Source organism: Streptomyces sp. NPDC059564 (assembly GCF_042735575.1).
GTDB lineage: Bacteria > Actinomycetota > Actinomycetes > Streptomycetales > Streptomycetaceae > Streptomyces.
This window is the reverse complement of the sequence record NZ_JBHWBP010000046.1, coordinates 1-23,278: the sequence shown is the minus strand read 5'-3', so window position 1 is coordinate 23,278 and position 23,278 is coordinate 1. Positions and strand designations below refer to the sequence as shown.

General features: G+C 74.5%; 15 protein-coding genes. 11 read left to right on the top strand and 4 right to left on the bottom strand.

The annotated features are described in order from the left end of the window. Positions 1-328 precede the first annotated feature (328 nt). On the top strand, positions 329-4,234 hold the full coding sequence (locus tag ACFV0Q_RS11695) for a hypothetical protein (RefSeq protein WP_385004008.1): 3,906 nt from the start codon (positions 329-331) through the stop codon (positions 4,232-4,234). A gap of 155 nt (positions 4,235-4,389) precedes the next feature. Beyond that, a complete protein-coding gene (locus tag ACFV0Q_RS11690) occupies positions 4,390-4,743 on the top strand; it encodes a hypothetical protein (protein WP_385004006.1) in 354 nt (117 codons plus the stop codon). An 85-nt stretch (positions 4,744-4,828) separates the two neighbouring features. Here the strand turns inward: ACFV0Q_RS11690 and ACFV0Q_RS11685 are convergent, their stop codons facing one another. Beyond that, a complete protein-coding gene (locus tag ACFV0Q_RS11685; RefSeq protein WP_385004004.1) occupies positions 4,829-5,365 on the bottom strand; it encodes an NUDIX hydrolase family protein in 537 nt (178 codons plus the stop codon). Positions 5,366-5,651: 286 nt separating this feature from the next. Between ACFV0Q_RS11685 and ACFV0Q_RS11680 the strand changes: the two genes are divergently transcribed. Together ACFV0Q_RS11680 and ACFV0Q_RS11675 are read left to right on the top strand one after the other, a co-directional pair. Further along, the gene (locus ACFV0Q_RS11680; RefSeq protein WP_385004002.1) at positions 5,652-6,533 is read left to right on the top strand and encodes a LysR family transcriptional regulator; all 882 of its coding nucleotides are present in this window, start codon (positions 5,652-5,654) and stop codon (positions 6,531-6,533) included. 75 nt (positions 6,534-6,608) lie between these two features. Continuing rightward, positions 6,609-7,841, top strand: coding sequence for an FAD-dependent oxidoreductase (locus ACFV0Q_RS11675; protein WP_385004000.1), 1,233 nt, complete (start codon positions 6,609-6,611; stop codon positions 7,839-7,841). Positions 7,842-7,862: 21 nt separating this feature from the next. On the opposite strand, the gene ACFV0Q_RS11670 is transcribed toward ACFV0Q_RS11675, so the two are convergent. The 3 genes from ACFV0Q_RS11670 to ACFV0Q_RS11660 all read right to left on the bottom strand — a co-directional run bounded on the left by ACFV0Q_RS11670 (position 7,863) and on the right by ACFV0Q_RS11660 (position 10,198). Then, positions 7,863-8,480 (bottom strand): TOPRIM nucleotidyl transferase/hydrolase domain-containing protein, encoded by a 618-nt coding sequence (locus ACFV0Q_RS11670; protein ID WP_385003998.1) that lies wholly within the window; start codon positions 8,478-8,480, stop codon positions 7,863-7,865. 68 nt (positions 8,481-8,548) lie between these two features. Further along, positions 8,549-9,205: a DUF6461 domain-containing protein gene (locus tag ACFV0Q_RS11665; protein WP_385003996.1), complete on the bottom strand. Its 657-nt coding sequence runs from the start codon at positions 9,203-9,205 to the stop codon at positions 8,549-8,551. A gap of 183 nt (positions 9,206-9,388) precedes the next feature. Beyond that, positions 9,389-10,198, bottom strand: coding sequence for a 4'-phosphopantetheinyl transferase family protein (locus tag ACFV0Q_RS11660; RefSeq protein WP_385003994.1), 810 nt, complete (start codon positions 10,196-10,198; stop codon positions 9,389-9,391). A 346-nt stretch (positions 10,199-10,544) separates the two neighbouring features. Between ACFV0Q_RS11660 and ACFV0Q_RS11655 the strand changes: the two genes are divergently transcribed. From ACFV0Q_RS11655 to ACFV0Q_RS11625, 7 genes are all read left to right on the top strand, one after another. After that, positions 10,545-13,397 carry a LuxR C-terminal-related transcriptional regulator gene (locus ACFV0Q_RS11655; RefSeq protein ID WP_385003992.1) on the top strand — a complete coding sequence of 951 codons (2,853 nt, stop codon included), beginning with the start codon at positions 10,545-10,547 and terminating at the stop codon, positions 13,395-13,397. Positions 13,398-13,490: 93 nt separating this feature from the next. After that, entirely contained in the window at positions 13,491-16,424 is a 2,934-nt protein-coding gene (locus ACFV0Q_RS11650; RefSeq protein WP_385003990.1) for an AAA family ATPase, read from the top strand. A gap of 44 nt (positions 16,425-16,468) precedes the next feature. Beyond that, positions 16,469-19,249 carry an AAA family ATPase gene (locus ACFV0Q_RS11645; RefSeq protein ID WP_385003988.1) on the top strand — a complete coding sequence of 927 codons (2,781 nt, stop codon included), beginning with the start codon at positions 16,469-16,471 and terminating at the stop codon, positions 19,247-19,249. A gap of 379 nt (positions 19,250-19,628) precedes the next feature. Next, positions 19,629-20,723 (top strand): cytochrome P450, encoded by a 1,095-nt coding sequence (locus tag ACFV0Q_RS11640; RefSeq protein WP_385003986.1) that lies wholly within the window; start codon positions 19,629-19,631, stop codon positions 20,721-20,723. Continuing rightward, on the top strand, positions 20,720-20,932 hold the full coding sequence (locus tag ACFV0Q_RS11635) for a ferredoxin (RefSeq protein ID WP_385003984.1): 213 nt from the start codon (positions 20,720-20,722) through the stop codon (positions 20,930-20,932). The genes ACFV0Q_RS11640 and ACFV0Q_RS11635 overlap by 4 nt, the downstream gene beginning before the upstream one ends. Positions 20,933-21,110: 178 nt before the next feature. Beyond that, positions 21,111-22,712, top strand: a complete 1,602-nt coding sequence (locus ACFV0Q_RS11630) for a GMC oxidoreductase (protein WP_385004029.1) — start codon at positions 21,111-21,113, stop codon at positions 22,710-22,712. Positions 22,713-22,852: 140 nt separating this feature from the next. Continuing rightward, positions 22,853-23,278: hypothetical protein (locus tag ACFV0Q_RS11625; RefSeq protein ID WP_385003983.1), on the top strand; the 426-nt coding region annotated here is incomplete at its 3' end.

Sequence of the window (23,278 nt, the reverse complement as noted above, 5' to 3'; positions counted from 1 at the left end):
ACCACCGTCGGACCCCGGTGGTCACGGGGAGTTGGACGGGAGCGGCGGCGCCGTGCCCGCCGCGCGGGTTACACCGGCCCGGGGGGTGAATACGCGATCACGGCATTGACGCGTACCGACCCGGGTCCCCCACGGTGGAGGCCGGGGGCCATGGCCGTTCGCCCCCGGGTCCGGTCCAGGACCAGGACGGCTGCGCCGTAACGCCCGGTCCCCGGTCCGGTGATATGCGGAAAAGACGTCCGATCGCCGGGCTTCGCACACCGCGTCCGGACGAGCGGTGGAGGATGCTCCCCGCCCTGACGTTTCACCGGAGCATCCGGGAGGCCAGATGGACCGTCCGACGGAACCGTTACCCCCCTCACCGCCCCCCTTCCCCTCGCCCCGCGAGGAGTTCGCCGCCGAACTGACCCGCCTGCGCGAGAAGAGCGACCTGACCGTACGGGCGGTGGCCGTCCGGGTCGCGGCGCCCGGAGCGCACACCACGATCGGAGGCTGGTTCGCCGGGCAGAGCCTGCCGTCCATCGGTTCCCTCCCGCTGTTCCGCAGGCTGCTCGCCGAACTCGGCGTGGTCGACGCGGCCGAAGTCGAGCGCTGGCTGGAGCGCCTCGCGGACCTGCGCAGGGACCGCTCCCGACGTACCGCCGGCGGGGTGCTGCCGTACCGCGGCCTCGCCGGCTTCGAAGAACACCACGCCGACTGGTTCTTCGGCCGCGACCGACTGCGCGACACCGTCGTGGAGCGGCTGACCACCGAGGGCGCGACCGTGGCGCACGTGCTGGTCGGGCCCTCCGGGTCGGGGAAGTCGTCGCTGACGCGGGCCGGGGTCCTGCCCGTCCTGCGCGCGGACCACGGCTTCCTGCCCGTCCTGCTGACCCCGGGCCCGACCCCACTGGCGTCGCTCGCGACGGCGCTGCGGGCCGCCACGGGCGAAGCGGACCGGGTTCCGGAGGGAACGGATCCGCACGCCCTGGCCGCGTACGCGCACGACTGGACGGAACGCGGCGGCGCGCCGCTCCTGGTGGCCGTGGACCAGTTCGAGGAGGTGTTCACCGCGTGCCGCCGGGCCGACGACCGGGAAGCCTTCCTGACCTGCCTGACGGCCCTGCCCTCCCACGCCGTACGCGTACTGGGCGCGCTGCGGGCCGACTTCTACCCGCACGCGCTCCAGGAGCCCCTGCTCGGACCGGCCCTCCAGCACGCGCAGATCGTCGTGGGCGCGCTCACCGACGAGGAGATCCGCAGCGCGGTCCACGGGCCGGCCAGGAAGGCGGGGCTGACCGTCGACCCCGGCTTCGCCGACCTGCTGGTGGCCGACCTGCGCCATTCGGGGGCCGGCGGGCTCCCGCTGCTGTCGCACGCCCTGCTGTCCACCTGGGAGCGGGGCCGCGGCACCGTGCTCACCATCGCCGACTACCGCGCGGGCGGCGGCATCTCGGCCGCCGTGTCCGCCAGCGCCGAGGAGGCGTACGCGGGGCTGACGGAGCCCCAGCGCCTCATGGCGCGCGTGCTGTTCCTGCGGATGGTGGCGGTCGGCGACGGAGAACCCGACGCCCGCAGACTGCTGCCGCTGCCGGGCCCGGGCGAGCAGACCCCGTACGAAGGTGACGGCCGGGAGACGGGAGGGGCCGGGCCCTCGGAGGTGCACGGGGTCCTGGAGTGGTTCGTGGACCGGCGGCTGGTCACCCTCGACGGCGACGGGGCACGCATCGCCCACGAGGCCCTGCTCACCGCCTGGCCCCGCCTCCACGGCTGGATCGAGGCGGACCGGGCCGGCCTCCTGGTGTGGCAGGAGCTCAGCCGGGACGCGGAACGCTGGCAGACCCGCGAGCGCGAACCGTCCCTGCTCTACGCGGGCACCCGCCTGGCACTCGCCGACCGGTGGGCCCGCACCAGCGGCAGGACCGACGAACTGACCCGGACCGAGAAGGACTTCCTCGCCGCCGGGCGCGCGGCGGAGGAGTCCCGCGCCCGGAGCGAGCGCCGGCACACCCGGCGGCTACGCCAACTGCTCGCCCTGCTCACCGTGCTCGCCACGGTGGCCGGCGCCCTCGCGGCGGTCGCCGTCGTCCAGCGCAGCGACGCCGAGCGGGAACGCAAGGTGGCGCTGTCCCGGCTGGTCGCGGCCCGCTCCGAACGCCTCCGGGGCAGCGACCTGGCCCTGGCCGCGCAGCTCAGCCTGGTGGCGTACCGGACGGCGCCGACGGCCGAGGCGCGGGCCGCCCTCCTCGACACCTCCTCCAGACCGGAAGCCACCCGGCTGCTGGCCTTCCGCGGGGTGGTGCAGGCCATCGCCCTCAGCCCCGACGGCCACACCCTCGCCGCGGCCGGCCTGGACCGGACGGTGGCCCTGTGGGACCTGGCCGACGCGGGACGCCCCCGGCGCCTCGCGGACGCCGTACCGCAGTTCGTGGACACCGTCTACGCCCTCGTGTTCAGCCCGGACGGGAAGAGCCTCGCGGCCGGTGCCGGGGACGGAACCGTACGGGTGTGGCAGCCGGACCGGCCCACCGCCACGGTCACCCTGCGGGGGCCCACGTCGGCGGTGTACGGGCTGTCCTTCGCCCCGGACGGGCGACGGCTGGCCGCGGGCTCCGCCGACGGGGGCGTCTACCTGTGGCCCGACGCCGTGCCGGGCCCGGAGAAGCCGGGCGCCGCCGTACGCCTCGACGGCTTCACCGCGCCCGTCCACACGGTGGCGTTCCGGCCGGACGGCGCCACCCTGGCGGCCGGCGGCGCGGACGGATCGGTCCGCCTCTGGGACACCACGGCGGCCGACGGACCGCCCGCGCCGTACGCCCACCCCCTGACCGGGCCGTCCGGGCCCGTCTTCGCACTCGCGTTCAGCCCCGACGGGCGGCGCCTCGCCGCCGGCAGCCAGGACCGGTCGACCCGGATCTGGCCGGTCCCGGCCCCCGGGGACGAGCCGGGGGCCCCGGAGGTCATCGGCGGATCACCGGCCACCGCCGACGGCCCCACCAGCTACGTCAACGCCGTGGCCTACGACGCCGACGGCCGGTGGCTCGCCACGGGCAGCGCCGACAACCAGGTACGCCTCCACGACGCCGGGACCCGGACCCTGACCGCGGTCTTCCCGCACCCGGGACCGGTCACCTCCACGGCCTTCCTCCCCGACGGCACGGGGCTGGTCACCGGCTGCGCCGACGGCACCGTCCGGATCTGGCGACTGCCGCCCCGGCCGCTGCGCGGCGTACAGGGCACCGTCAACGCCGTCGCCTACGGCCCCGACGGCAAGCTGCTCGCGGTCGCCGGACGCGAGGTCCAACTGTGGGACGTGCGCGACCCGTGGCAGCCCCGCCCGCTCGGCACACCCCTGAGCAACCCCACCGGCTACTCGGGCACCCTGTCCTTCACCCCCGACGGCCGGACCCTGGCCGTCGGGGGACGCGAGGGCAAGGTGTGGCTGTGGGACGTCGGCCGGCCCGCGACGCCCGCGCCGCTCGGCGAACCCCTCACCGGCGGCACCGGAACGATCCAGTCCGCCGTGTTCTCGCCGGACGGCTCCACCCTGGCCGTCGGCAGCGAGGGCCGCACGGTCCGCCTGTGGGACACCCGGGAACCGGCCCGGCCGCGCCCGACGGCCGAGCTGACCGAGCCGGCCAACTACGTGTACTCCGTGGCGTTCAGCCCGGACGGCCGCCGGCTCGCGGCGGGAACGGTCGACAAACAGGTGCTGCTGTGGCGGATCCCGCAGGGCGGCGGAGCCCCGCGGCACGAGGCGACGCTGCGCGGGCCGGGAAGCTACGTCATGTCGGTGGCCTTCAGCCCGGACGGACACACCCTCGCCGCCGGTACGGGGGACCGCGACGTGTGGCGGTGGCGGGTGGACGGCCCGGAACCGGTCAGTGCCGGCGCCCCGCTCACCGGGCCGAGCAGCTACGTCTACGCCCTCTCCTACGCCCCCGACGGCCGCACCCTGGCCGCCGCGAGCACCGACGGCACCGTCTGGTTGTGGGACTCCGCGCCGACGGACCGGCAGGCGCAGCCCCAGCCGCGGGCCGTACTCGGCGGCCTCGGCGGCAAGGGGTACGCCGTCGCCTACGCCCCCGACGGACGCCGGCTCGCCGCCGGAGGCTCCGGACCCGCCGCGGTCGTATGGGCCACCGACGAGGAAGAGGCGGCCCGCCGGCTGTGCGAACGGGCCGGATCACCGATCACCCGGGCCGAGTGGACGAGCCTGCTCCCCGGACTCCCGTACGCGCCTCCCTGCCCCTGAACCCGCCCGCACCTGTACGGAGTTGTACGGACCCCGTCCGAACCCGTCCGGCCTGCGACGCAGCCCTTCCGCCGACCGCCCCGCGACGGGCTTTCTGGTGGAGCGCCGCCGACGCCGGTGGCGCTCCACCCAGCAGAACCCCGAAGGAGAACACCATGCGACGGATCACGAACGGACTGCGCGGCCGGATGGCACTGACGGCGGCGGCCGGCCTGGCGGCAGCGGCCCTGCTCGGCGGAGCCGGCGCGGCCGACGCGGCCGGCAGCTACATCTCGTCCAACAGCGGCGGGGCCAACGTACGCTCCTGCTCCAGCACCAGCTGCTCCTCGTACGGCTACCTCGGCAACGGCTCGGGCGTCACCATGCAGTGCTGGGTCGACAGCCAGTGGGTCTACCCGCCGAGCTCCAACTACGCCTCGAACCGGTGGTTCCGCGTGTCCAGCGCGGTCGGCACGGGCTACGTCCACTCCTCGCTGGTGGCCAACCAGACCTCGGTGGGCCACTGCTGATCCCCCGGCCGAGCACAGGCCCGGATCCCCTGCACCACGGGGGTCCGGGCCTCGCGGCGCGTTCCCGAACGACGCCGGGGCCGGCTCAGTAGGCGTGCCCCGCGTGGGCGAGCGCCTGCTTCAGCAGCACCCCGTGACCGCCCGGCATCTCGTTCTGCACGGAGGGGGAGGCCGCCTCCCGCGGACTGAGCCAGACCAGGTCCAGCGCGTCCTGCCGGGGGCGGCAGTCGCCGGACACCGGCACGATGTAGGCGAGGGACACCGCGTGCTGGCGCGGGTCGTGGTAGGCGGTGACGCCCGCGGTCGGGAAGTACTCGGCGACCGTGAAGGGCTGCAGGGAGGCGGGAACGCGGGGCAGGGCCACCGGGCCGAGGTCCTTCTCCAGGTTCCGCAGCAGCGCGTCACGGACCCGCTCGTGGTGCAGGACGCGGCCGGACACCAGGGTCCGGCTGACCGTTCCGTCCGGACCGATGCGCAGCAGCAGCCCGATGCCGGTGACTTCGCCGCTGTCGTCCACGCGCACGGGCACGGCTTCCACGTACAGGATCGGCATCCGGGCCCTGGCCGTTTCCAGCTCATCCGCGGACAGCCAGCCAGGCGTGGTCTCGGTCATGTCAGACATTGCTTGATCATACTTACCCGGCGCCGCGACCGCAGGACCCGCGGCCAAGTTTCGGAGGCCGGTTCCCACCGGTCGTGGTGGGCCGGCGCACGGCGCCGGCCCACCTCCCCCGTACAACATCACCGGACAGGGCAGACGCCCCCGAGACCAAGGCCAGGGGTGTTCGCCGAGGTCCGGGCCTCGCGGCTGGACCCACTCTCGTCGGCCCGGAAGCGTTGAACAAGACCGGCCTGTCCTACGATTCGGTGCGCGAGACTCACCAATGACGGAGCAGGGAGGGCCGGCTGTGGAGCGGCACGAGATGGAGGCGTTCCTGACGCTGGCCGAGGAGCTGCATTTTCGGCGTACGTCAGAGCGGCTGGGACTGGCACAGGGGAGGGTGAGCCAGACGATCCAGAAGCTGGAGCGCCGTATCGGGGCGCCGTTGTTCGAGCGGACCAGCCGCCGGGTGTCGCTCACCGCGGTCGGAGCGCAGCTGCGTGATGACCTGCTGCCCGCCTACCGGCAGATGCAGCGCGCCCTGGCCGACGCCACGGCGTCCGTGAAGGCGGTGAGCGGCGTCCTGCGGGTGGGCTACTCCAGCCCCATGGCGGCCGCCCTGATCCTCGACGCCGCCGACCGGCTGACCGCCCGGTACCCCGATCTCGAGGTCCAGATCCAGGAGATCCAGCTCGCCGACCCGTTCGGCCCGATCCGCGGCGACCAGGTCCAGGTGCAGATCACCGAACTGCCCGTCGACGAACCCGACCTCGTCGTCGACCGCATCCTGTTCTCGGAGGAACGCAAGCTCCTGGTCAACCGGGACCACCCCCTCGCCCGGAGCAGCGAAGTGACCCTGGAAGACCTCGCCGACACCACCCTCATCTCCTTCGCCGGCATGCCCCTCTACATGGAGGACTACCACTACCCCCGCCTCACCCCGTCCGGCCGGCCCATCCCGCGCAAGGAGGCCGCTTTCTGGCAAGAGGCGCTGGTCATGGTCGGCGCCGGCAAGGGCGTCACCTTCGCCTGCGCGCGCGCCGAGGAGTACTACGCCCGCCAGGACACCGTCTGGCTGCCCTTCCCGCACTTCCCCCGCATCGACTACGGCATCATCTGGCCCCGCAACGGCAACACGGCCCGCGTCCAGGCCTTCGTCGGCGGCATCACCGGCCCGCGGACCCCGTAGCGTCGCGTCCGTTCGCGCCCGGTGCGGTATACGTCTCCTGGGGTTCACCCGATCCCGACGGAGGGAGTGGTTGCCGTGGAGCGCACGACGTGCTGCGTGGTGGGAGGCGGGCCGGCCGGAATGGTGCTGGCGCTGCTGCTGGCCCGGGCCGGGGTGGAGGTGACGGTGCTGGAGAAACACGGCGACTTCCTGCGCGACTTCCGCGGTGACACCGTGCACCCCTCCACCCTCTCGCTGCTGGACGACATGGGCCTCGCCGAACGGTTCGCCCGGCTGCCGCAGCGCCGCGTGACGTCGGTGCAGCTGCCCATCGGCCCGGACCGGTCCCTGGTCACGGTGGGGAACATCGGGGCGCTGCACGGCAAGTACAACTACATCGCGATGGTGCCCCAGTGGGACCTGCTCGACCTCCTCGCCGACGAAGCGGGCAAGGAACCCTCCTTCCGCCTGCGCACGGACACCGAGGCGACCTCGTTCCTCATCGAGCGCGGACGGGTCGCGGGCGTGCGCTACCGCACCGCGGACGGTGGTACCGGCGAGCTCAGGGCCACCCTGACCGTGGCCTGTGACGGGCGTGGCTCCCTGGCCAGGGCACTGCCCGAACTCGGCCTGGAACACTTCCCGTGCCCCATGGACGCCTGGTGGTTCCGCCTCCCGCGCCGCGAGGACGACCCGAGCGGACTCGTGGGCGGCCTGGGCGACAGGTTCTTCACCGCGCTCATCGATCGCGGCGACTACTGGCAGTGCGCCGCCTTCATCCCCAAGGGCACCGACACCGAGCGCCGCGCCGAGGGTTTGGAGCGCTTCTTGACCCGGTTCACCGCCGCCGCCCCGTGGCTGGCCGACCGGAGCGGTGCCCTCACCTCCTGGGACGAGGTGAAACTGCTCGACGTACGGCTCGACCGCCTGCGCCGCTGGCACCGTCCCGGGCTGCTGTGCATCGGCGACGCCGCCCACGCGATGTCACCCGTCTTCGGCATCGGCATCAACCTCGCCGTGCAGGACGCGGTGGCCGCGGCCCGTTACCTCGTACGTCCGCTGCGCGAGGGCACCGTCGGGCTCCGTGACGTGCGCCGCGTCCAGCACCGCCGCTGGCCCACCACCGTGGCGACCCAGGGCCTGCAACGCCTCGCCCACACCCGGGTCATCGCACCGCTGCTGGCCGGCCGCACCGCGTTCGGCGATCCTCGACGGGCCGAGCGGATGGCGGAGCTCGTCACCGACTCGCGGTGGCTGAACCGGATCCCGGCCTACTTCATCGCGTACGGAGCCCAGCGCGAGCGGCCCCCGAGGGAATCGCTCCGCTGAGCGGATACTCCGGCCCGGCGGTCAGAGGCTGGTGAGCAGGGCGTCGAGCGGGGCGGGTGTGCGGTCGGGGTCGAGGGCCTCGACGAGGACGCGGCCGTAGTGGATCTTGCGGCCCTTCTTCGTGCCGAGGAAGCGCCGCAACTGCTGCTGTGAGGTGCGGCCTTGCTGTGCGGGCTGGCGCAGAAAGGTCTGCAGGGCGCGCAGGTCGCCCTCCGCCTGGACGAGTTCCTCCACCCGTGTCACGCCCAGCGCGCGGATGAGCTCGTCTTCCAGGTCCGCCGCGCAGACGAAGAACCCCGGCTGTGCCGCACCGGCCGGCTCCAAGCCGCGGGCGTAGTAGCGACGCTCCGCCTCGTCGCACAGTCCCGTGAGGCGCAGGCCCAGGCCGGACGGCCCGAGGAGGCGGGCGAAGCGCCCGACGCTCATCGCACCGCCCATCGCCAGGACGCAGACCCCTTCGGCCGCCAGGTCCCGGCCGCGGCTCTCGGCCAGGGCGTCGACCGCCGCGACGTCGCTCGGCCCTTCGAGCAGGACGACCGCCCGGACGGGCAGCCGCTCGGCCAGCTCGCGCGCGGGGTCGCCGGGGCCACCGGCCGCCCACGCGGTGACCGCTTCCCGGAAGGTTCCCATGTCAGCCATGAGACGAGTCTCCGCCCCTTCCGGCCGCGACGGTAGGCAATTTCCCCGGCGCACACAGGCCGACGCGGTCAGAGTGTCCGTCCCGCCGCGGGTTCCTCCGGGACGGCGGCCGTCAGGTACGTGGTGTCCCGCAGCAGTTCCTCCGTCAGCCGCACCCCGGTGAGGCGTTCGGTCAGCGCGAGGACCGCGGCCTTGTGGTCGATGGCCGGGTCCTCGTCGCCCGACGGATCGAGGCCGACTTCGCGCATGAGGCCGTTCAGATCGTCGGGCGTCCGGCCGGTCCTGTCGGCGGGCCACTCGAAGGTGGTGCGCAACTCCCCGTTCTCGTACCAATGGAAGAAGTCCATGGGCTTGCCGCCGTTGCTGGAATGGGAGACCACCCGCGTCCCGTTCGAGAGGGGCCCCAGGAAGCCGGACCGCATGCCGAGCGCGCCGCCGAACTCCAGGACCACGGTCCAGTACCGCGTCGCAGTCGCCACCGTGAACGCTCCCGTGAGGAAGGACTCCGGCCAGGCGTCGGACTCGTCCAACAGCGCCACGTGCCGCTCGATCAGCGCGTCGAGCCCCCGGCACACCCCGCCCGGCGCGGCGCCCGCCATCGTGAACGCGTCCTCGGGTGCGACTCCTCCGACCAGGGTCATGGTGTAGCCGCACTCCAACGCGTAGGCGAAGGCGGAGGACGCGGATCGTATCCAGCCGTAGTCGGCTGCGGTGGCTGTGTTCATGCGGCGCATGCTGTCAGTGGGCACTGACAATGGCTCACGACGGGCGTGGTGGGCGTCGGGATGTGCCATGTCCGGGAGTTCGCCCCTTGGTCATCTGGAATTCCTTCGAGGTTTTCCGGTGAACTCCGCTCCGCGGGAAAGCGGTTCTTCTCCGGAGGCGGGGAAAGGCCCGGGGCGCTCCGGTCACATGGCGGTCAGTGACAGTGCCGAGGTTCGGTCCAGTGAGCCGAGGAAATGGTGGTGGATCAGGAGGCCGGGGGTGGCGGTCGGGGGGCGTTCGAGGGCCAGGGCCGCCGCGTGTTCCGGGCCGACGGGGATGTCCTTCACCGTCCAGCCGGGCGGCCGGGCGGGGGCGCCGAACGTGGGGTTGCCGAGGTAGTCCAGGTCCGGGCTGCGGCCGACGCCGGTGCCGAGGCCCTTGAGGTAGGCCTCCTTGCGCGCCCACAGGCGGGCGAAGGCCGCGGGGCGCAGCGACGGCGGTGCGGCGTGGATCTCCCTCCGCTCGGCCGGGTGCAGCGCTTCGCCGACGCTGGTCGCCTTCCGCGGGGCCGGGAGCCCCTCCACGTCGACCCCGACCGGCCGCCCGGCCACCGCGATCAGTACGAGGCCACCGGTGTGGGAGAGCGAGAAGTGCGGCGCGTCGGGGCCGGTCAGGGCGGGCCGGCCGTGCGGTCCGCCGCAGCACGGGCAGGGTTCGCGCGAGAACGTGAGCTCTGCCGGGGCCACACCCCGGTAGGCGGAGAGCACCCGGCGCAGCGCGAGGTGCGCGGCCGCGTACCGGTCCCGGTCGAGGGGGCGGACGAAGGCGGCGACCCGGGCGCGTTCCTGCGCGTCGAGGGGGGACCGGTCCAGGACGACGGAGCGCAGCCCCGCGTCGGGGACGTGCAGCAGCCACAGATCCAGGGAGCCTTCGGCCGGCCGGGGCCGCGCCGCGGGCCAGGCCGAGACGGCCCACCCCGGCGGCGGACAGGCGAGCTCCGGGAAGGACTGCACGGGACGCTCCGGTCTGTCGGCTTCGGCGGACGGCTGTTCCGGCACGATAGCGCAGCGGAATGGGCGGAAATGGATGGCCGGATATCGGCCCATCAGGGTGTCCGGCGCGGCAATAACTCCGCTGATTCTCCGGGGAGTACGGGAATTCGGCTGAGCGGAACGGCCGAAATGAGATGGACCTCCAGGGCGGTTGGTGAGAGGTATGCGGCTCGCCTTGGCCAAGGATCGGTGCATTCTGGCTCAAATCTGCTGGATCTGCTCCGAGTTCTCCCGTGGTGTCGCTTACGATCTTGTTTGCGCGGGGGGATTGTGGCGTTTGGAACTGGATGCCAGGAGAGGAACTACTGTGGTGGTCACCATCGGCACTGTCCGGGCCCACGGCCCGACCCGGAGCCTTGACACCCACACCGCCGAACTCGAAGCCCTGCTGCGCCACGCCGCCGACGCCCGGGCGGGCGCCGCGCGCGCCGTCCTCGTCCGGGGGCCCGCCGGAATCGGCAGGACCCGCCTGCTCGCCGTCGCGAGCGAGCGTCTGGCGGCCGCGGGCATGGCCGTGCGGCGCGTCACCGGCCTTCCCGGCGGTTCCGTCTCCGTGGCCCGAGCGGTCGATGTGCTCCTCGAACCACCGCCCGTGACGTCACCGCTCCCGACGTCGCCGGCGTCCGCCGGTCCGCGTGACACGCACCGCGATTGGCGACGGCTCCACCGGCGCGCCCTGGACCTGCTCGCCGACGGCCCCACGGCCCTGGTGATCGACGACGCCCAGTGGTGCGACGAAGCCTCCCTGCGCTGCGTCGACTTCATCCTGCGCCGGTCCGCCGCCCAGCCCCTCCTCGTCGTCCTCGCCCAACGCACCGGCGCCCCCGGCCCCGGAACCCAGGTGCTCACCGAGATCCTCGCCCAGGACCGCTGCGCCCTGCTGGACCTGGGACCACTGGACGAAACCGGCACCCAGCGAATGATCACCCGCGTCTTCGGCGGCCCGGCCGACCAGCCGTTCGTCCGGCGCTGCACGGAGATCACCGGCGGCAACCCCCTGCTGCTCGACCGGCTGCTCCGCGCCCTGCGCACCATCGGGATCCCGCCCGACGCCGGGGCCCTGCACCAGCTGAGCGCCGTCCACCACACCGTACTGACCTCCCTGGTCCCCGAGTTCCTCGCCGCCGGGCCCCGCCCCGCCCGGCAGGTGGCCACGGCCCTCGCCGTGCTCGGCCGCTCCGCCGTCGACCCGCTCGCCGCGCTCAGCGGGCTGAGCGGCCGGCGCGTGGAGAACGCCCTGAGCTGGCTGCGCCACATCGAGGCGGTACCGCCCGGCTCCCCGGCGCGGATGCGCGAGGGGATCCGTGCGGCCGTCCTCGGCGCCCTGGACGGCCCCGAACTGCAGGAGCTCCGGGTCCGGGCCGCCCGGGTCCTCAGCGACGCCGGGCATCCCGCCGCCGAAGTCGCCGAGCAGCTCGCCCCGCTGGACCGGATCGACGAACCGTGGATGTTCGCGGTGCTGCGCGACGCCCTCGCCGAAGCCCCGACCGGTGCGACCGTCAGGGCCGCCGGCCGCTGGCTGCGCGCCGGCCCGGGCCGCCGGCTCGGCGCGGCCGAACGTAGGGCCCTGCACGTCGAACTGGCCCGCGCGGCCAGCCGTACCGTCGTCGCACCCGCGCACGCGCTGTGGCACCTGCGCCAGGCCCTCGCCGTGACCCCCGGCCCGCGCGAACAAGCCCCCGTCGCCGTGCAGTACGCCATGATGGCGCTCGGCACCCGCAGGGCCCCCGAGGCGCTGCGCTTACTGGAGCGGGTGCTGGACGACCTGCGCGCCGCGACGGGCGCCGGCGAGGAGCCCGCCGACCACGAGCTGCGGGTCACGGTCGAATCCGCCCTGCTGGCCACCGCGGTGAACGACCGGACCGCCCTGCCCGCCGCCCGCGCCCGGGCGGCCTCCCTGCCCGTGCCGAGCGGACACAGCCCGGCCGACCGCCGGCTGCTCGCCGCCCTGAGCGCCTTCGCGGCACTGGACGGCGGATCCGCCCGCCGGGCGGCCGCGCTCGCCCGGCAGGCCCTGCGCGCCGATGAGCCCGGCACCGCAGGCTGGGGGGTGTTCTGCTCCTCCGCGGTTCTCGCGCTCGCCGACTCCGTCGACGAGGCCCTGGCCGCACTGGATCAGGCGCTGACCCCGGCCGAGGCCCACCCGCCGCTGTGGCCCCGGCGCGCCGCGCTGGCGGGCCGGTCCCTGATCCTGCACGGCATCGGCGACGTACCCGCCGCCGCACGGGACGCCTGGGCCGCCGTCGAGGTCGTCGGACCGGCGGCCGGGGCCCCGCCGTTCGCGCGCATCGCGCTGAGCTCCGTACTCCTCTCGCAAGGCGAGACCCGGCAGGCGGCCGCCGAGCTCGACGCGCTGGCCCGCACCGCGCCGGACCTGGACCGGAGCGTCTGGGAGTGGCAGCACTACCTGTACACGAAGGGCCGGATCCTACGGGAACTGGGCGACCTGGAAGGCGCCCTGGAGCTGTGGCGGCAGTGCGGACGGAGCCAGGAGGAAGCCGGCATCGCCAACCCGGTACTGGCCCCCTGGTGGCTGCCCGCCGCCACCACCCTCGGCCGCCTCGGCCGGGGCGCCGAGGCCGCCGGCATCGTGGCGGCCGCCCGGGAACGGGCCCGGTGCTGGGGCACGCCGCGCGCCCTGGGCCTGGGCCTGGTCGCGGAGGCCTCGGTCGTCGAAGGCCGCGACCGTACGGCTCTGCTCGCCGAGGCCGTCGGCCTGCTGTCCCGGTCCCCGGCCCGGCTGGAGCTCGCCAAGGCCGAATACCAGCTGGGCCGTGAACTCCTCGTCCTCGGGGACGCCCGCAGCGCGCGCGGCCATCTGCGCCAGGCCATCGGCCTCGCCACCCGCTGCGGCTACCACGTGCTCGCCGCCATCGCGCGCGACGCGCTGGTGACCGCGGGGGGCCGCATGCCGCAGCTCGCCGCCATCCCCCTCGACTCGCTCACCCACAGCGAGCGCCGGATCGCGACGCTGGCCGAGCGCGGCCACAGCAACAAGAAGATCGCCGAAGCGCTGTTCATCACCCCGCGCACGGTGGAGATGCACCTGACCAACGTCTACCGGAAGCTCGACGTCCGCGGCCGCGCCGACCTGCCGCGCGGCCTCGGCGGCCACCCCGGCGCGCCCAGACCGGCCGACGGCCTGCCGGCCACGTCCTGAGTACCCGGGGGACGTCACACAGCCCGGGGAGCGCTCCCAGGCGGCAGCCGGGGGAGCCCCGATCCACACGACACCCCTGGAGGACGGACAGTCATGGAGCGGACGACAGCGGCGCACCCGGTCCGCCGGACACCACCGGCCCGCCGGACACCACCGGTCCGCAGGACGCCGCCGGACCGCCCCGGCGAACCCGCGGCGCTCGTCGGCCGGGACACGGAGACCGGGCTGCTGCGCCGCCTGCTGGAGGACGTACGGGTGGGACGGCCCGCGCTCGTCGAGGTGGACGGGCCTCCGGGCATCGGCCGCAGCGCGCTGCTCGACCACGCGGCGGCCCTGGCCGAAGCGGCGGGGGTACGGGTCGCCGCCGCCCGGGCGACGGCGGAGGAGGCCGCGCTGCCCTACGGCGTCGCCGCCCAGCTCCACGCGCGGCTCCTTCCCGCGCTCGCCGCGGGCGCCCTGGCGCAGAGCACCGCGCGTCCCGGAGGCGGGCGGGCCGGCGGTGCGTGGACCTGCCGGCCGGCGGACCTGTGCGCCGTCTTCCTGGAAGCCGCCCGCAGTCGCCCGCTGCTGCTCGTCGTCGACGACACCCAGTGGGCCGACCCGCAGTCACTGCGCTGGCTGCAGGCACTGGCCCGGAGACTGGCCGGGGCGCCGCTCATGCTCCTCACGTCCCGCACCAGCGCCCTGCCGGCCACCGCCCACGACCGGATCGAGCCCTGCACGCTGGCGGCTGACGACGCCGTCGCCCGGCACGAGCTGACCCTGGGCCCGCTGCCGGCCGAGGCCGTCGGCGAGGTCCTCGCCGGGACCTGGCACGCCCCGGTGGACGAGGACTTCCTCGCCGACGCCGTCCAGCGGCTCGAAGGCAGCCCGGCCCTGCTGCGCTCGGTCGTCGGACGGTTCGTCCGGCACGGCTGGACGCCCGGCGCCGACCACCTCGGCCGGCTGGAGGAGAGCGCGGCGGAAGCCGTACGGGAACGCACCGTACGGACCCTCGCACTGCTGCCCGGTGAACTCCTCGGCGTCCTGCACGCCATCGCCGTCGCCGGACCCGACTGCACGCCCGGCCTGATCGACGCGCTGGCGGGCCCACGCACCCTCGGCACCCCCCGGGCCCTGGCACTGCTGTCGGGAACCGGCCTGCTCGCCCCCGGACCCCGGCCCGCGTTCCGCACCGCCGCCGCGGCCCGGGCCGTCCTCGCCGACCTCGGCAGCGAAGACCGCGAGGAACTGCACGCCCGGGCCGCCGAGTGGGCCCACCGAGCGGCCCTCCCGGACCGCACGCTCGCCCGGCTGCTGCTGAACTCCCGCCGGATCGGCGCCGCCTGGGCGGTGGAGGCCCTGCGCCGCGAAGCCGCCGAGTGCCGGGCCGGCGGACGGCCCGGCCGGGCGGGACGGCTGCTCGAACGGGCGCTGCGCGAGCCGGTGCCACCGGCCCTGCGCGTCCGGCTGCTCACCGACCTGAGCGCGGCCGTGCTGCCCACCGAGCCCGAGACCGCGAGCCGCCACCTGTACCGCGCCCTGCACACCCGGGCCGACGGGTCGGGGGCCGGGGCCGGGGCCGGGGCCGGGGCCGTCGCCGTCGCCGACGCCGAGACGGACCGCGCCCGGCTGCGCGCCGCGGAACTCCTCGTGGCCCGCGGCGACGTAGTGACCCCGCGCTCCCGTATCGCCCGGGCCGCCGAGGCCGCCCGCCCGGGCACCGCCGAGCACTCCGGACTGCGCGCCCTGTACTGGATCACCGAGTACAGCCGGCCCGACCCGGCGGACGGCTGCGAGCCGACCCTGCCCCACTCCTGCTCGCCGTCGCCGGAGGGGTCCGCCGAGGCGGCCGTCGCCGCCTGGCGTACCGCGCAGCGCGGCCGGGACATCGCCCGGTCCCGCCGGCTCGCCCGGGCGGCGCTGGCCCCGGAGGCCCGTGCACACGTACCGCTCACCGTCCGGGCGGCGGCCGCACACGCGCTCGTCCTCACCGGGGACACGGGGGAGGCGCGCCGTGCGCTGGACGAGATCGTGGTGCGCGCCGAACAGCGCGATGCCCGCGCGGTCGCCGGACTCGCCCTGCTCGTCACCTGCCTCGCCGAACTCCGGGAGCGCCGCGACGCCGCCGCGGCCCGGGCCCTGGACCGGTGCGAGGACATCATGCCGAGCCGCTGCTGGCATCCGCTGATGGCACCCGGACCCCTCGCGCTGCGGGCCCTGCTGCACCTGCGGCGGGGCGACCGGACAGCGGCCGAACGGGTCCTCGCGACCGAACTGCCGCCCGGTGCCGAGGGCGGGCTGCCCTGGGCCTACCTGCTGTACGCGCGCGGCCGGGTCCGGCTCGCGGGCGGGCTGCGCGAACGGGCCTTCGCCGACCTGCTGGAGTGCGGGCGGCAGCTGCTCGCCCGGCAGGCGGCCAACCCCGCCCTGCTGCCGTGGCGTTCGGCCGCCGCGCGGGCCCGCGAGGCCGGAGACCCGGTGGCCGTGGAGCTGCTCGCCGACGAGCGCCGCCGCGCTCTGCTGTGGGGTTCGCCCGCCGCCATGGCCGCGGCGCTGGGGGAGGGGCCGGGGCCCGCGGAGGCGGGCGGAACCCCGGCTCCGGTCCCGGGGAAGCCCGCCAGCTGGCAGTACCGGCAGGCGCTGGTCGCCCTCGGCACGGCTCCGTCCTCCGGCCACCTCACCGTCGACTCCCTGCTCGGCAGCGATCGGGTGCCGGCCCCGCGGCCGGCGGCAGCCGAGCCGTCGCCGTCGCCGTCCGCGTCCGTGCCGCCGCGTGTGCCCGCGTCCCCGCCCCCGTCCGTGCAGCCGCCCGTGGCCCGGACGGCGGCCCGGCCGGCGGTGGGCGCCGGGCCGCTGACCCGCGCGGAGCTGCGCGTCGCGGCACTCGCCGCCGACGGCCGGGCCAACCGGGCCATCGCCGAGGAGCTGGCCGTCACGCCCCGAACCGTGGAGCTGCACCTGACCAAGGTCTACCGGAAGCTCGGCATTCAGGGACGGCCCCAGCTGGCGGCGGCGCTGGGGCGGGCACCGGGGGAGTGCCCGTGACGAGCCCAACGGTCCAAGAACCCACGGGAACCTACGGAGGAACGATGAAGCCCCTCTTGCACCGGCAGAAGGAACTCGACCTGATCGCCGGCGCCATGGACGCGGTCCGCCACGGCCCGGGCGGCGGCTCGGTGGTGGTCGTGACCGGCGGCATGGGGATGGGCAAGACCGCGCTGCTGCGTACGCTGCCGGCGCTCGCCGAACCCCGTGGCGTACGCGTCGTCACCGCCAGCGGAGCCGTGTTCGAGCGCGATTTCGGCTTCGGGGTGCTCGGCCAATTGCTGACCCCCCTGCTGCCGGGCACCGCCATCGCGCTGCCCGGCGACTGCGCGGGTCCCTCGGCGGGATCCGAGCAGGACGGCGGGCTCCTCGCACGGGTGGCCGAGTACAGTGCGCGAACACCGCTGCTCATGCTGGTCGACGACCTCCAGTGGGCCGACGCCCCCTCCCTGCGCTGGCTGGGCCGGCTGGCCGGACGCGTGGCGGAGCTGCGCGTCACCCTGGTCGTCACCCTGCGCGAAGGCGACCCCGGCGAGGACGGCCCCCAGCTCCACCAGCTCACCGAACAGGCCTCCCGCGTCCTGCGGCTGCGCCCGCTGCCCCCCGAGGGCACCGCGGACCTGGTCGGCGCCGTGACGGGGCGTCCCGTCGACCCGGCGTGCGCACGGGCCTGCCACGAGGTGACCGGCGGCCATCCCTTGCTGCTCACGGCCCTCCTCGACGCGCTGCCCGGTGCCGGAGAAGGAACCGCGGCCGGCATCCGGGCCGTCCACGAGGCCCGGCCGGCTGCCCTGCACGAGCGGTTCGCCGTCGTCCTGCGCGACCAGCCCATGCCCGTACGGGAGTTCGCCGCCGCCCTCGCGGTCCTCGGCGACGGCGCGGACGAGGAACTGCTCGGCCGGCTCGCCGGCCTCGACGACACCGGCCGGATCGAAGCCGTCCGAGTGCTGCGCCGGCTCGGCCTGCTCGCCGAAGGCCCCGTACTCCGGTTCGTCCACCCCGTGGTGGGTGACGCCGTCGAAGAGGCGATGACCCCCGCCGAGGCCGAGAGCATCCGGGTGCACGCGGCCCTGCTGCTGCACCTGGGCGGCCACCCGGCGGAGCGGGCCGCGGCCCAGCTGCTCGCCGCCTCCTCCTGCCACGAGGACTGGGAGCTCGACGTACTGCGGGCCGCGGCCGGCGCGGCCCTGCGCCGCTCGGCCCCGGACACCGCGGCCCGCTACCTGCGCCGCGCCCTGCTCGGCAGTTCGCCCGAAGGACCGGACCGCGCCGAGCTGCTGGTGGAACTGGCCTCGATCGAACGGGACTTCGCGCCCCGGGCTGCACTACGGCACTTCGCCCAAGCCCTGCTCCTCTTCCCCGACACGGACCAGCGCGCCCTGGTGGCCGGCCGGATCCCGCCGTTCCTGCTCGACGGCTGTCCGCCCGCCACCCTCGACACCGTGGTCAGGACGGCGGCGGAACTGGGAGCGGCGGCCACACTCACCGGCACCGCCCGCCGCTACGCGCTGCGGCTGGAGGCGCGGCTGCGGCACGCGGCACTGGCCGGTCCGGAAGAACCGGCCACCTGCGGCGTCCGGCTGCGGGCCCTGGGCCCCGCCCCCTGCCTGGACACCGCCGCCGAACGCGAGCTGGTCACCGTACTGCTGCACGGCGCCGCCATGGCCCAGACGGTCACCGCCGCCGAGGCCGTACCCCTCGCCGAGCGGCTGCTGCAGCACGAGCCCGCCGCTCCGGGGCACGTGCACACGGCGCTGCCGCTGCTGACCGACATCCTGGCCGCCGCCGACTCCCTCGGCACCATCGGCCCCTGGCTGCACACCGCGTACGACCGGGCCCGCAGGGAGAACGCCGTCGTACCGCGCGCCCTCATCGCCGTCGAACTCACCCGTCTCGCCCTGGCCCGCGGCGACCTGACACAAGCAAGGGCGTACGCCGCCGAGGCGCTCGCCCTGGACGTCACCGACTGGGCCACGCTCCAGACGCTGGCCGCCGTCGTGCTGGCCGCCCTGGAGGCCCGCGATGCCGCGCTGTGCGAACGGCTGCTGTCCGGGACCCGGGAGGAGACCGCCCCGGGCCACCGGCCCTCCCCGCGCCGGCTCCTCCACGGCTCGGCCGCGGCACTGCGGGGCGACCTGCCGACCGCCCTGGACTGCGTACTCGACTGGGGCCGCACCGCCGAGCGCGCCCACTGGCGCAACCCGGCCGTCCTGCCGTGGCGTTCGTGGGCGTCCGCGCTGCACTACCGGATGGGCCGGCCCGGCCGGGCCCACGACCTGATGGACGAGGAGTACGCGCGCGCCCTGAACTGGGGCGGCCCGGTGGCCATCGGCCGCGCCCAGCGGGGCAAGGGCGCCCTCACCGAGGGCGCGCGGGGCATCGGGCTGCTGCGGGAGTCCGCGCTCACCCTGGAGGGGACGGGCAACGCCCTGGAACGGGCCCGTACTTCGCTGCTCCTCGGCCGCCGTCTGCTCGCCGCGGGACGGGAGACCGAGGCCGAGCACCGGCTGACCCGGGCGCGTGAGGAAGGCCTGGCCTGCGGCGCGCCCTGGATCGCCGAACGGGCCGGCCGGGCGCTGCACCGCATCGCCGGCGCGCGGGGCGAGGACGTGGTGGGCGCACTCACCCGTACGGAACGCCGGGTCGCCGGTCTCGCCGCCCGCGGCTCCTCCAACAAGGCCATCGCCGAGCGGCTGGAGGTGAGTTCGCGCGCGGTCGAGAAACACCTCACCCACGCCTACCGCAAACTGCGCATCGACGGCCGCTCCGGACTCGCCGCGATGGCCCGGCTGCTCTCCGACGAGACCGGCCACGCGTCCCCGTAGCGGCACCCGGCGCGGCCGTAGCGTGCCGGGCCGCGGGAGGCCACCGAACCGAACCGAAGCCCCTACGGTACCGCCGGTAACCGTACCCCCCGCCCCCTGCCCACAGGGTTAGCGCACCAGGGATTGATTTCGTTGACACTCTTCACCGCATCTTCATACCTTCATTTTGGCGGTGATCGAACCGCGTGGCCGAGGCCGTCTTGAGGCCGGATTCCGACAGGGCCCCAACAAAAGCCGCCTCGGTCACAGAATGCATGCCAGCCAGGAAAGGGCGGAAATGAGCCAAGGCGCACCGGTGACGTTTTCCACGGTCCGAGACGGATACTTCAATCCGCCATCGATGACGCAGTCGCTGCGCCAGACCGATCCGATTACCCGAATGGAATTCGCCGACGGGCACCTCGGCTGGCTCGTCACCGGATACTCCGCCGCCCGGGCCGTCCTCGCCGACAACCGCTTCAGCGCCCGCGGGGAACTCAAGCACCCGCCCGTACCGCGAGCCGCCACCCTGGAGGAGGCCCCGGCCGCGCCGCGCGGGATGTTCATCCAGCACGACGACCCCGAGCACCAGCGCTACCGCAAGCTCCTCGTCGGGCAGTTCACCGTCCGCCGGATGCGGATGCTCACCGAATGGATCGAGGGCATCACCGCGGAACGCCTCGACGCCATGGAGCGCCTCGGTTCCGAGGCCGACCTCTTCGAGCACTTCGCACTGCCCATCCCGTCCCTCGTCATCTGCGAACTGCTCGGCGTGCCCTACGCCGACCGCGAGAGCTTCCAGCACGACACCCACGTCTGGAGCAGCTTCGGCGAGTCCACCGAGGTCGTGACCGCGGCCTTCCTGTCGCTGGGCACGTACCTGCAGGGCCTGGTGCGGCTCAAGCGCACCGAACCCGCCGACGACATCCTCAGCGGCCTGATCGCCGCAGACCCGGACCTCACCGACGAGGAACTCACCTCGATCGCGTTCCTGCTGCTGGTCGCCGGCCACGAGACCACCGCGAACCAGCTCGCCCTCGGAACCTTCGCGCTGCTGCGCCACCCCGAACAGCTCGCCGCGCTGCGTGCCGACCCGTCGCTGATCGAGGGCGCCGTCGAGGAGACGCTGCGCTACCTCAGCATCGTCCACCACGGCCCCACCCGGGCCGCCCTGGAGGACGTCGAGATCGACGGCGTCCTCATCAAGGAGGGCGAGGTCGTGATGGTCTCCCTCGCCGCGGCCAACCGCGACCCCGACCGCTTCGACGACCCCGAGACCTTCGACGTGACCCGGCGCGCCGCCGGCCACCTCGGTTTCGGACACGGCATCCACCAGTGCCTCGGCCAGCAGCTGGCCCGCATCGAGCTGCGCGTCGGCTTCACCGCCATGCTGGAGCGCTTCCCCGCGCTGCGCCTGGCCTGCCCGCCCGAGGAGATCCGGCTCCGCCACGACATGCAGGTCTACGGCGTGTACGCGCTGCCCGTCGCCTGGTGACCCGCGGCCCCCTGAGGGTCGACGTCAGCCGGGAGCTGTGCTGCGGCGCCGGCATGTGCGCCCTGCTCGCCCCCGAGGTCTTCGACCAGAGCGACGAAGGCGTCGTGCTGCTGCTCGACGCCCGTCCGCCCGCCGCCGAGCACGCCGCCGTACGCGAGGCCGCCGACCAGTGCCCCTGCGCGGCGATCACCCTGCACGAGGCCCCCTGAGGGCCCTCCCGGTCCAGGCCCGTCCAGGCGCCTTCGTGCGGGCCGTCCCCGCCCAGGCCCACCCCAGCCCGGGTCGTCCCGCGCTCCGCCGCGCGACCCGCCCCCCCCGCGCCACCGCTCGCACCCCTTCCCGAAAGCCAGGTACAACACAGTGGAACAGCACCTGTCACGCCGCCGCATGCTCGGACTCTCGGCGCTCGGCGCCGCCGCCCTGGCGGGCAGCACCACCATCGGTGCGACCCGGGCCCTGGCCGCCGACCGCGCCGGCAGCCCGGCGTTCGTCCCCGCCGTCGTCATCGGAACGGGCTACGGAGCCGCCGTCACCGCCCTGCGCCTCGGCGAGGCCGGCGTCCGCACCGTCATGCTCGAAATGGGCCAGCTGTGGAACCAGCCGGGCCCCGACGGCAACGTCTTCTCGGGCATGCTCAAGCCCGACAAGCGCTCCAGCTGGTTCAAGACCCGCACCGAGGCGCCGCTCGGCAGCTTCCTCTGGCTCGACCTGGCCAACCGGGACATCGACCCGTACGCCGGTGTCCTGGACCGGGTCAACTACGACCAGATGTCCGTCTACGTGGGCCGCGGCGTCGGCGGCGGCTCCCTCGTCAACGGCGGCATGGCGGTGGCCCCGAAGCGCTCGTACTTCGAAGAGGTGCTCCCGCGCGTCAACTCCGCCGAGATGTACGACCGCTACTTCCCCCGCGCCAACTCCATGCTCCGCGTCAACCACATCGACAACGGCTGGTTCGAGAGCACCGACTGGTACAAGTTCGCCCGGGTCTCCCGCGACCAGGCCCAGAAGGCCGGCCTGGGCACCGTCCACGTCCCCAACGTCTACGACTTCGACTACATGCGGCGCGAAGCCAACGGCGAGGTCCCCAAGTCGGCACTGGCCGCCGAGGTCATCTACGGCAACAACCACGGCAAGCAGAGCCTGGACAAGACCTACCTGGCCGCCGCCCTCGGCACCGGCAAGGTCACCATCGAGACCCTCCACCAGGCCAGGACCATCCGGCAGCAGAAGGACGGCACCTACCTGCTGACCGTCGAGCAGAAGGACGCCGACGGCAAGCTGGTCGCCACCAAGGAGATCTCCTGCCGCCACCTGTTCCTGGGCGCCGGCAGCCTCGGCTCCACCGAACTGCTGCTGCGCGCCCGGGAGACCGGCACCCTGCCCGACCTCAGCTCCGAGATCGGCGCGGGCTGGGGCCCGAACGGCAACATCATGACCGCCCGTGCCAACCACGTGTGGAACCCCACCGGCGCCAGCCAGTCGTCCATCCCCGCGCTCGGTATCGACGACTGGGACAACCCCGAGGCTCCCGTCTTCGCCGAGATCGCCCCCATGCCGGCCGGTCTGGAGACCTGGGTCAGCCTCTACCTGGCCATCACCAAGAACCCCGAGCGCGGCACCTTCGTGTACGACGCGGCGAACGACCGGGCGAACCTGCGCTGGACCCGCGACCAGAACACGCCCGCCGTCAACGCCGCGAAGTCGCTGTTCGACCGCGTGAACAAGGCGAACTTCACGATGTACCGGTACGACCTCTTCGGCAAGCAGGTGAAGGCCTTCTCCGACGACTTCTGCTACCACCCGCTCGGCGGCTGCGTCCTGGGCAAGGCCACCGACGACTACGGCCGGGTGTCCGGTTACAAGAACCTTTACGTGACGGACGGTTCCCTCATTCCCGGCTCCATCGGCGTGAACCCGTTCGTCACCATCACCGCACTCGCCGAGCGGAATATCGAGCGCGTCATCCAGCAGGACATCACCGCTTCGTAAAGCGGCCACCTCCGCCGGTACGCAACGAATCACCACGGGGGTCTCCCCGGCATGCCCGCACGCCGAAATGTGCTGCGGAACCAGCAAATTGGCAGTAATTCAACGGGTCGATGGAGCACATGATGCGCGAGTCTGTTTCGATGCCGGAAGAATCCGGGCCCCACACGCACGACGTGATCGTGGTGACCGGATCGGCGCACCGCCCGCCGGGCGGGACCGACGCGCCCCAGGCGTTCGACGCGGAATTCCTCGCGGATTCCACCGGAGACCCGTTGGACCGGAGCCGGGCCGGGGCGCTGCCGTACGGGCCCGCCGCGGCGGAGGTGTGGTGGGAGGCGCTGGAGGACGCCGGCGTCGTCCTGGCGGCGCTGCCGGAAGCGCGTACCGGCGCCTTCCTGGCCGCACCCGGGGGCGCGGAACTCCCGCAGGGCGGCGAGGCGGCCGTCGCCGTCGGTGCCGCCCTGCGGACCGCCCCGGGCGCCGCCCCGCTGGTCCGGCACGTCCCCTCCGGCGCACACGCGCTGCGCTCGGCCCACGACAGCCTCCGCCGGGGCGAGACCACCCTG

Coding starts and splice junctions, on each gene's coding strand:
- ACFV0Q_RS11670 (WP_385003998.1), bottom strand. CDS start 8,480: ATGGCTGACATGGGAACCTTCCGGGAAGCGGTCACCGCGTGGGCGGCC.
- ACFV0Q_RS11665 (WP_385003996.1), bottom strand. CDS start 9,205: ATGAACACAGCCACCGCAGCCGACTACGGCTGGATACGATCCGCGTCC.
- ACFV0Q_RS11690 (WP_385004006.1), top strand. CDS start 4,390: ATGCGACGGATCACGAACGGACTGCGCGGCCGGATGGCACTGACGGCG.
- ACFV0Q_RS11650 (WP_385003990.1), top strand. CDS start 13,491: ATGGAGCGGACGACAGCGGCGCACCCGGTCCGCCGGACACCACCGGCC.
- ACFV0Q_RS11630 (WP_385004029.1), top strand. CDS start 21,111: ATGCTCGGACTCTCGGCGCTCGGCGCCGCCGCCCTGGCGGGCAGCACC.
- ACFV0Q_RS11695 (WP_385004008.1), top strand. CDS start 329: ATGGACCGTCCGACGGAACCGTTACCCCCCTCACCGCCCCCCTTCCCC.
- ACFV0Q_RS11685 (WP_385004004.1), bottom strand. CDS start 5,365: ATGTCTGACATGACCGAGACCACGCCTGGCTGGCTGTCCGCGGATGAG.
- ACFV0Q_RS11645 (WP_385003988.1), top strand. CDS start 16,469: ATGAAGCCCCTCTTGCACCGGCAGAAGGAACTCGACCTGATCGCCGGC.
- ACFV0Q_RS11640 (WP_385003986.1), top strand. CDS start 19,629: ATGGAATTCGCCGACGGGCACCTCGGCTGGCTCGTCACCGGATACTCC.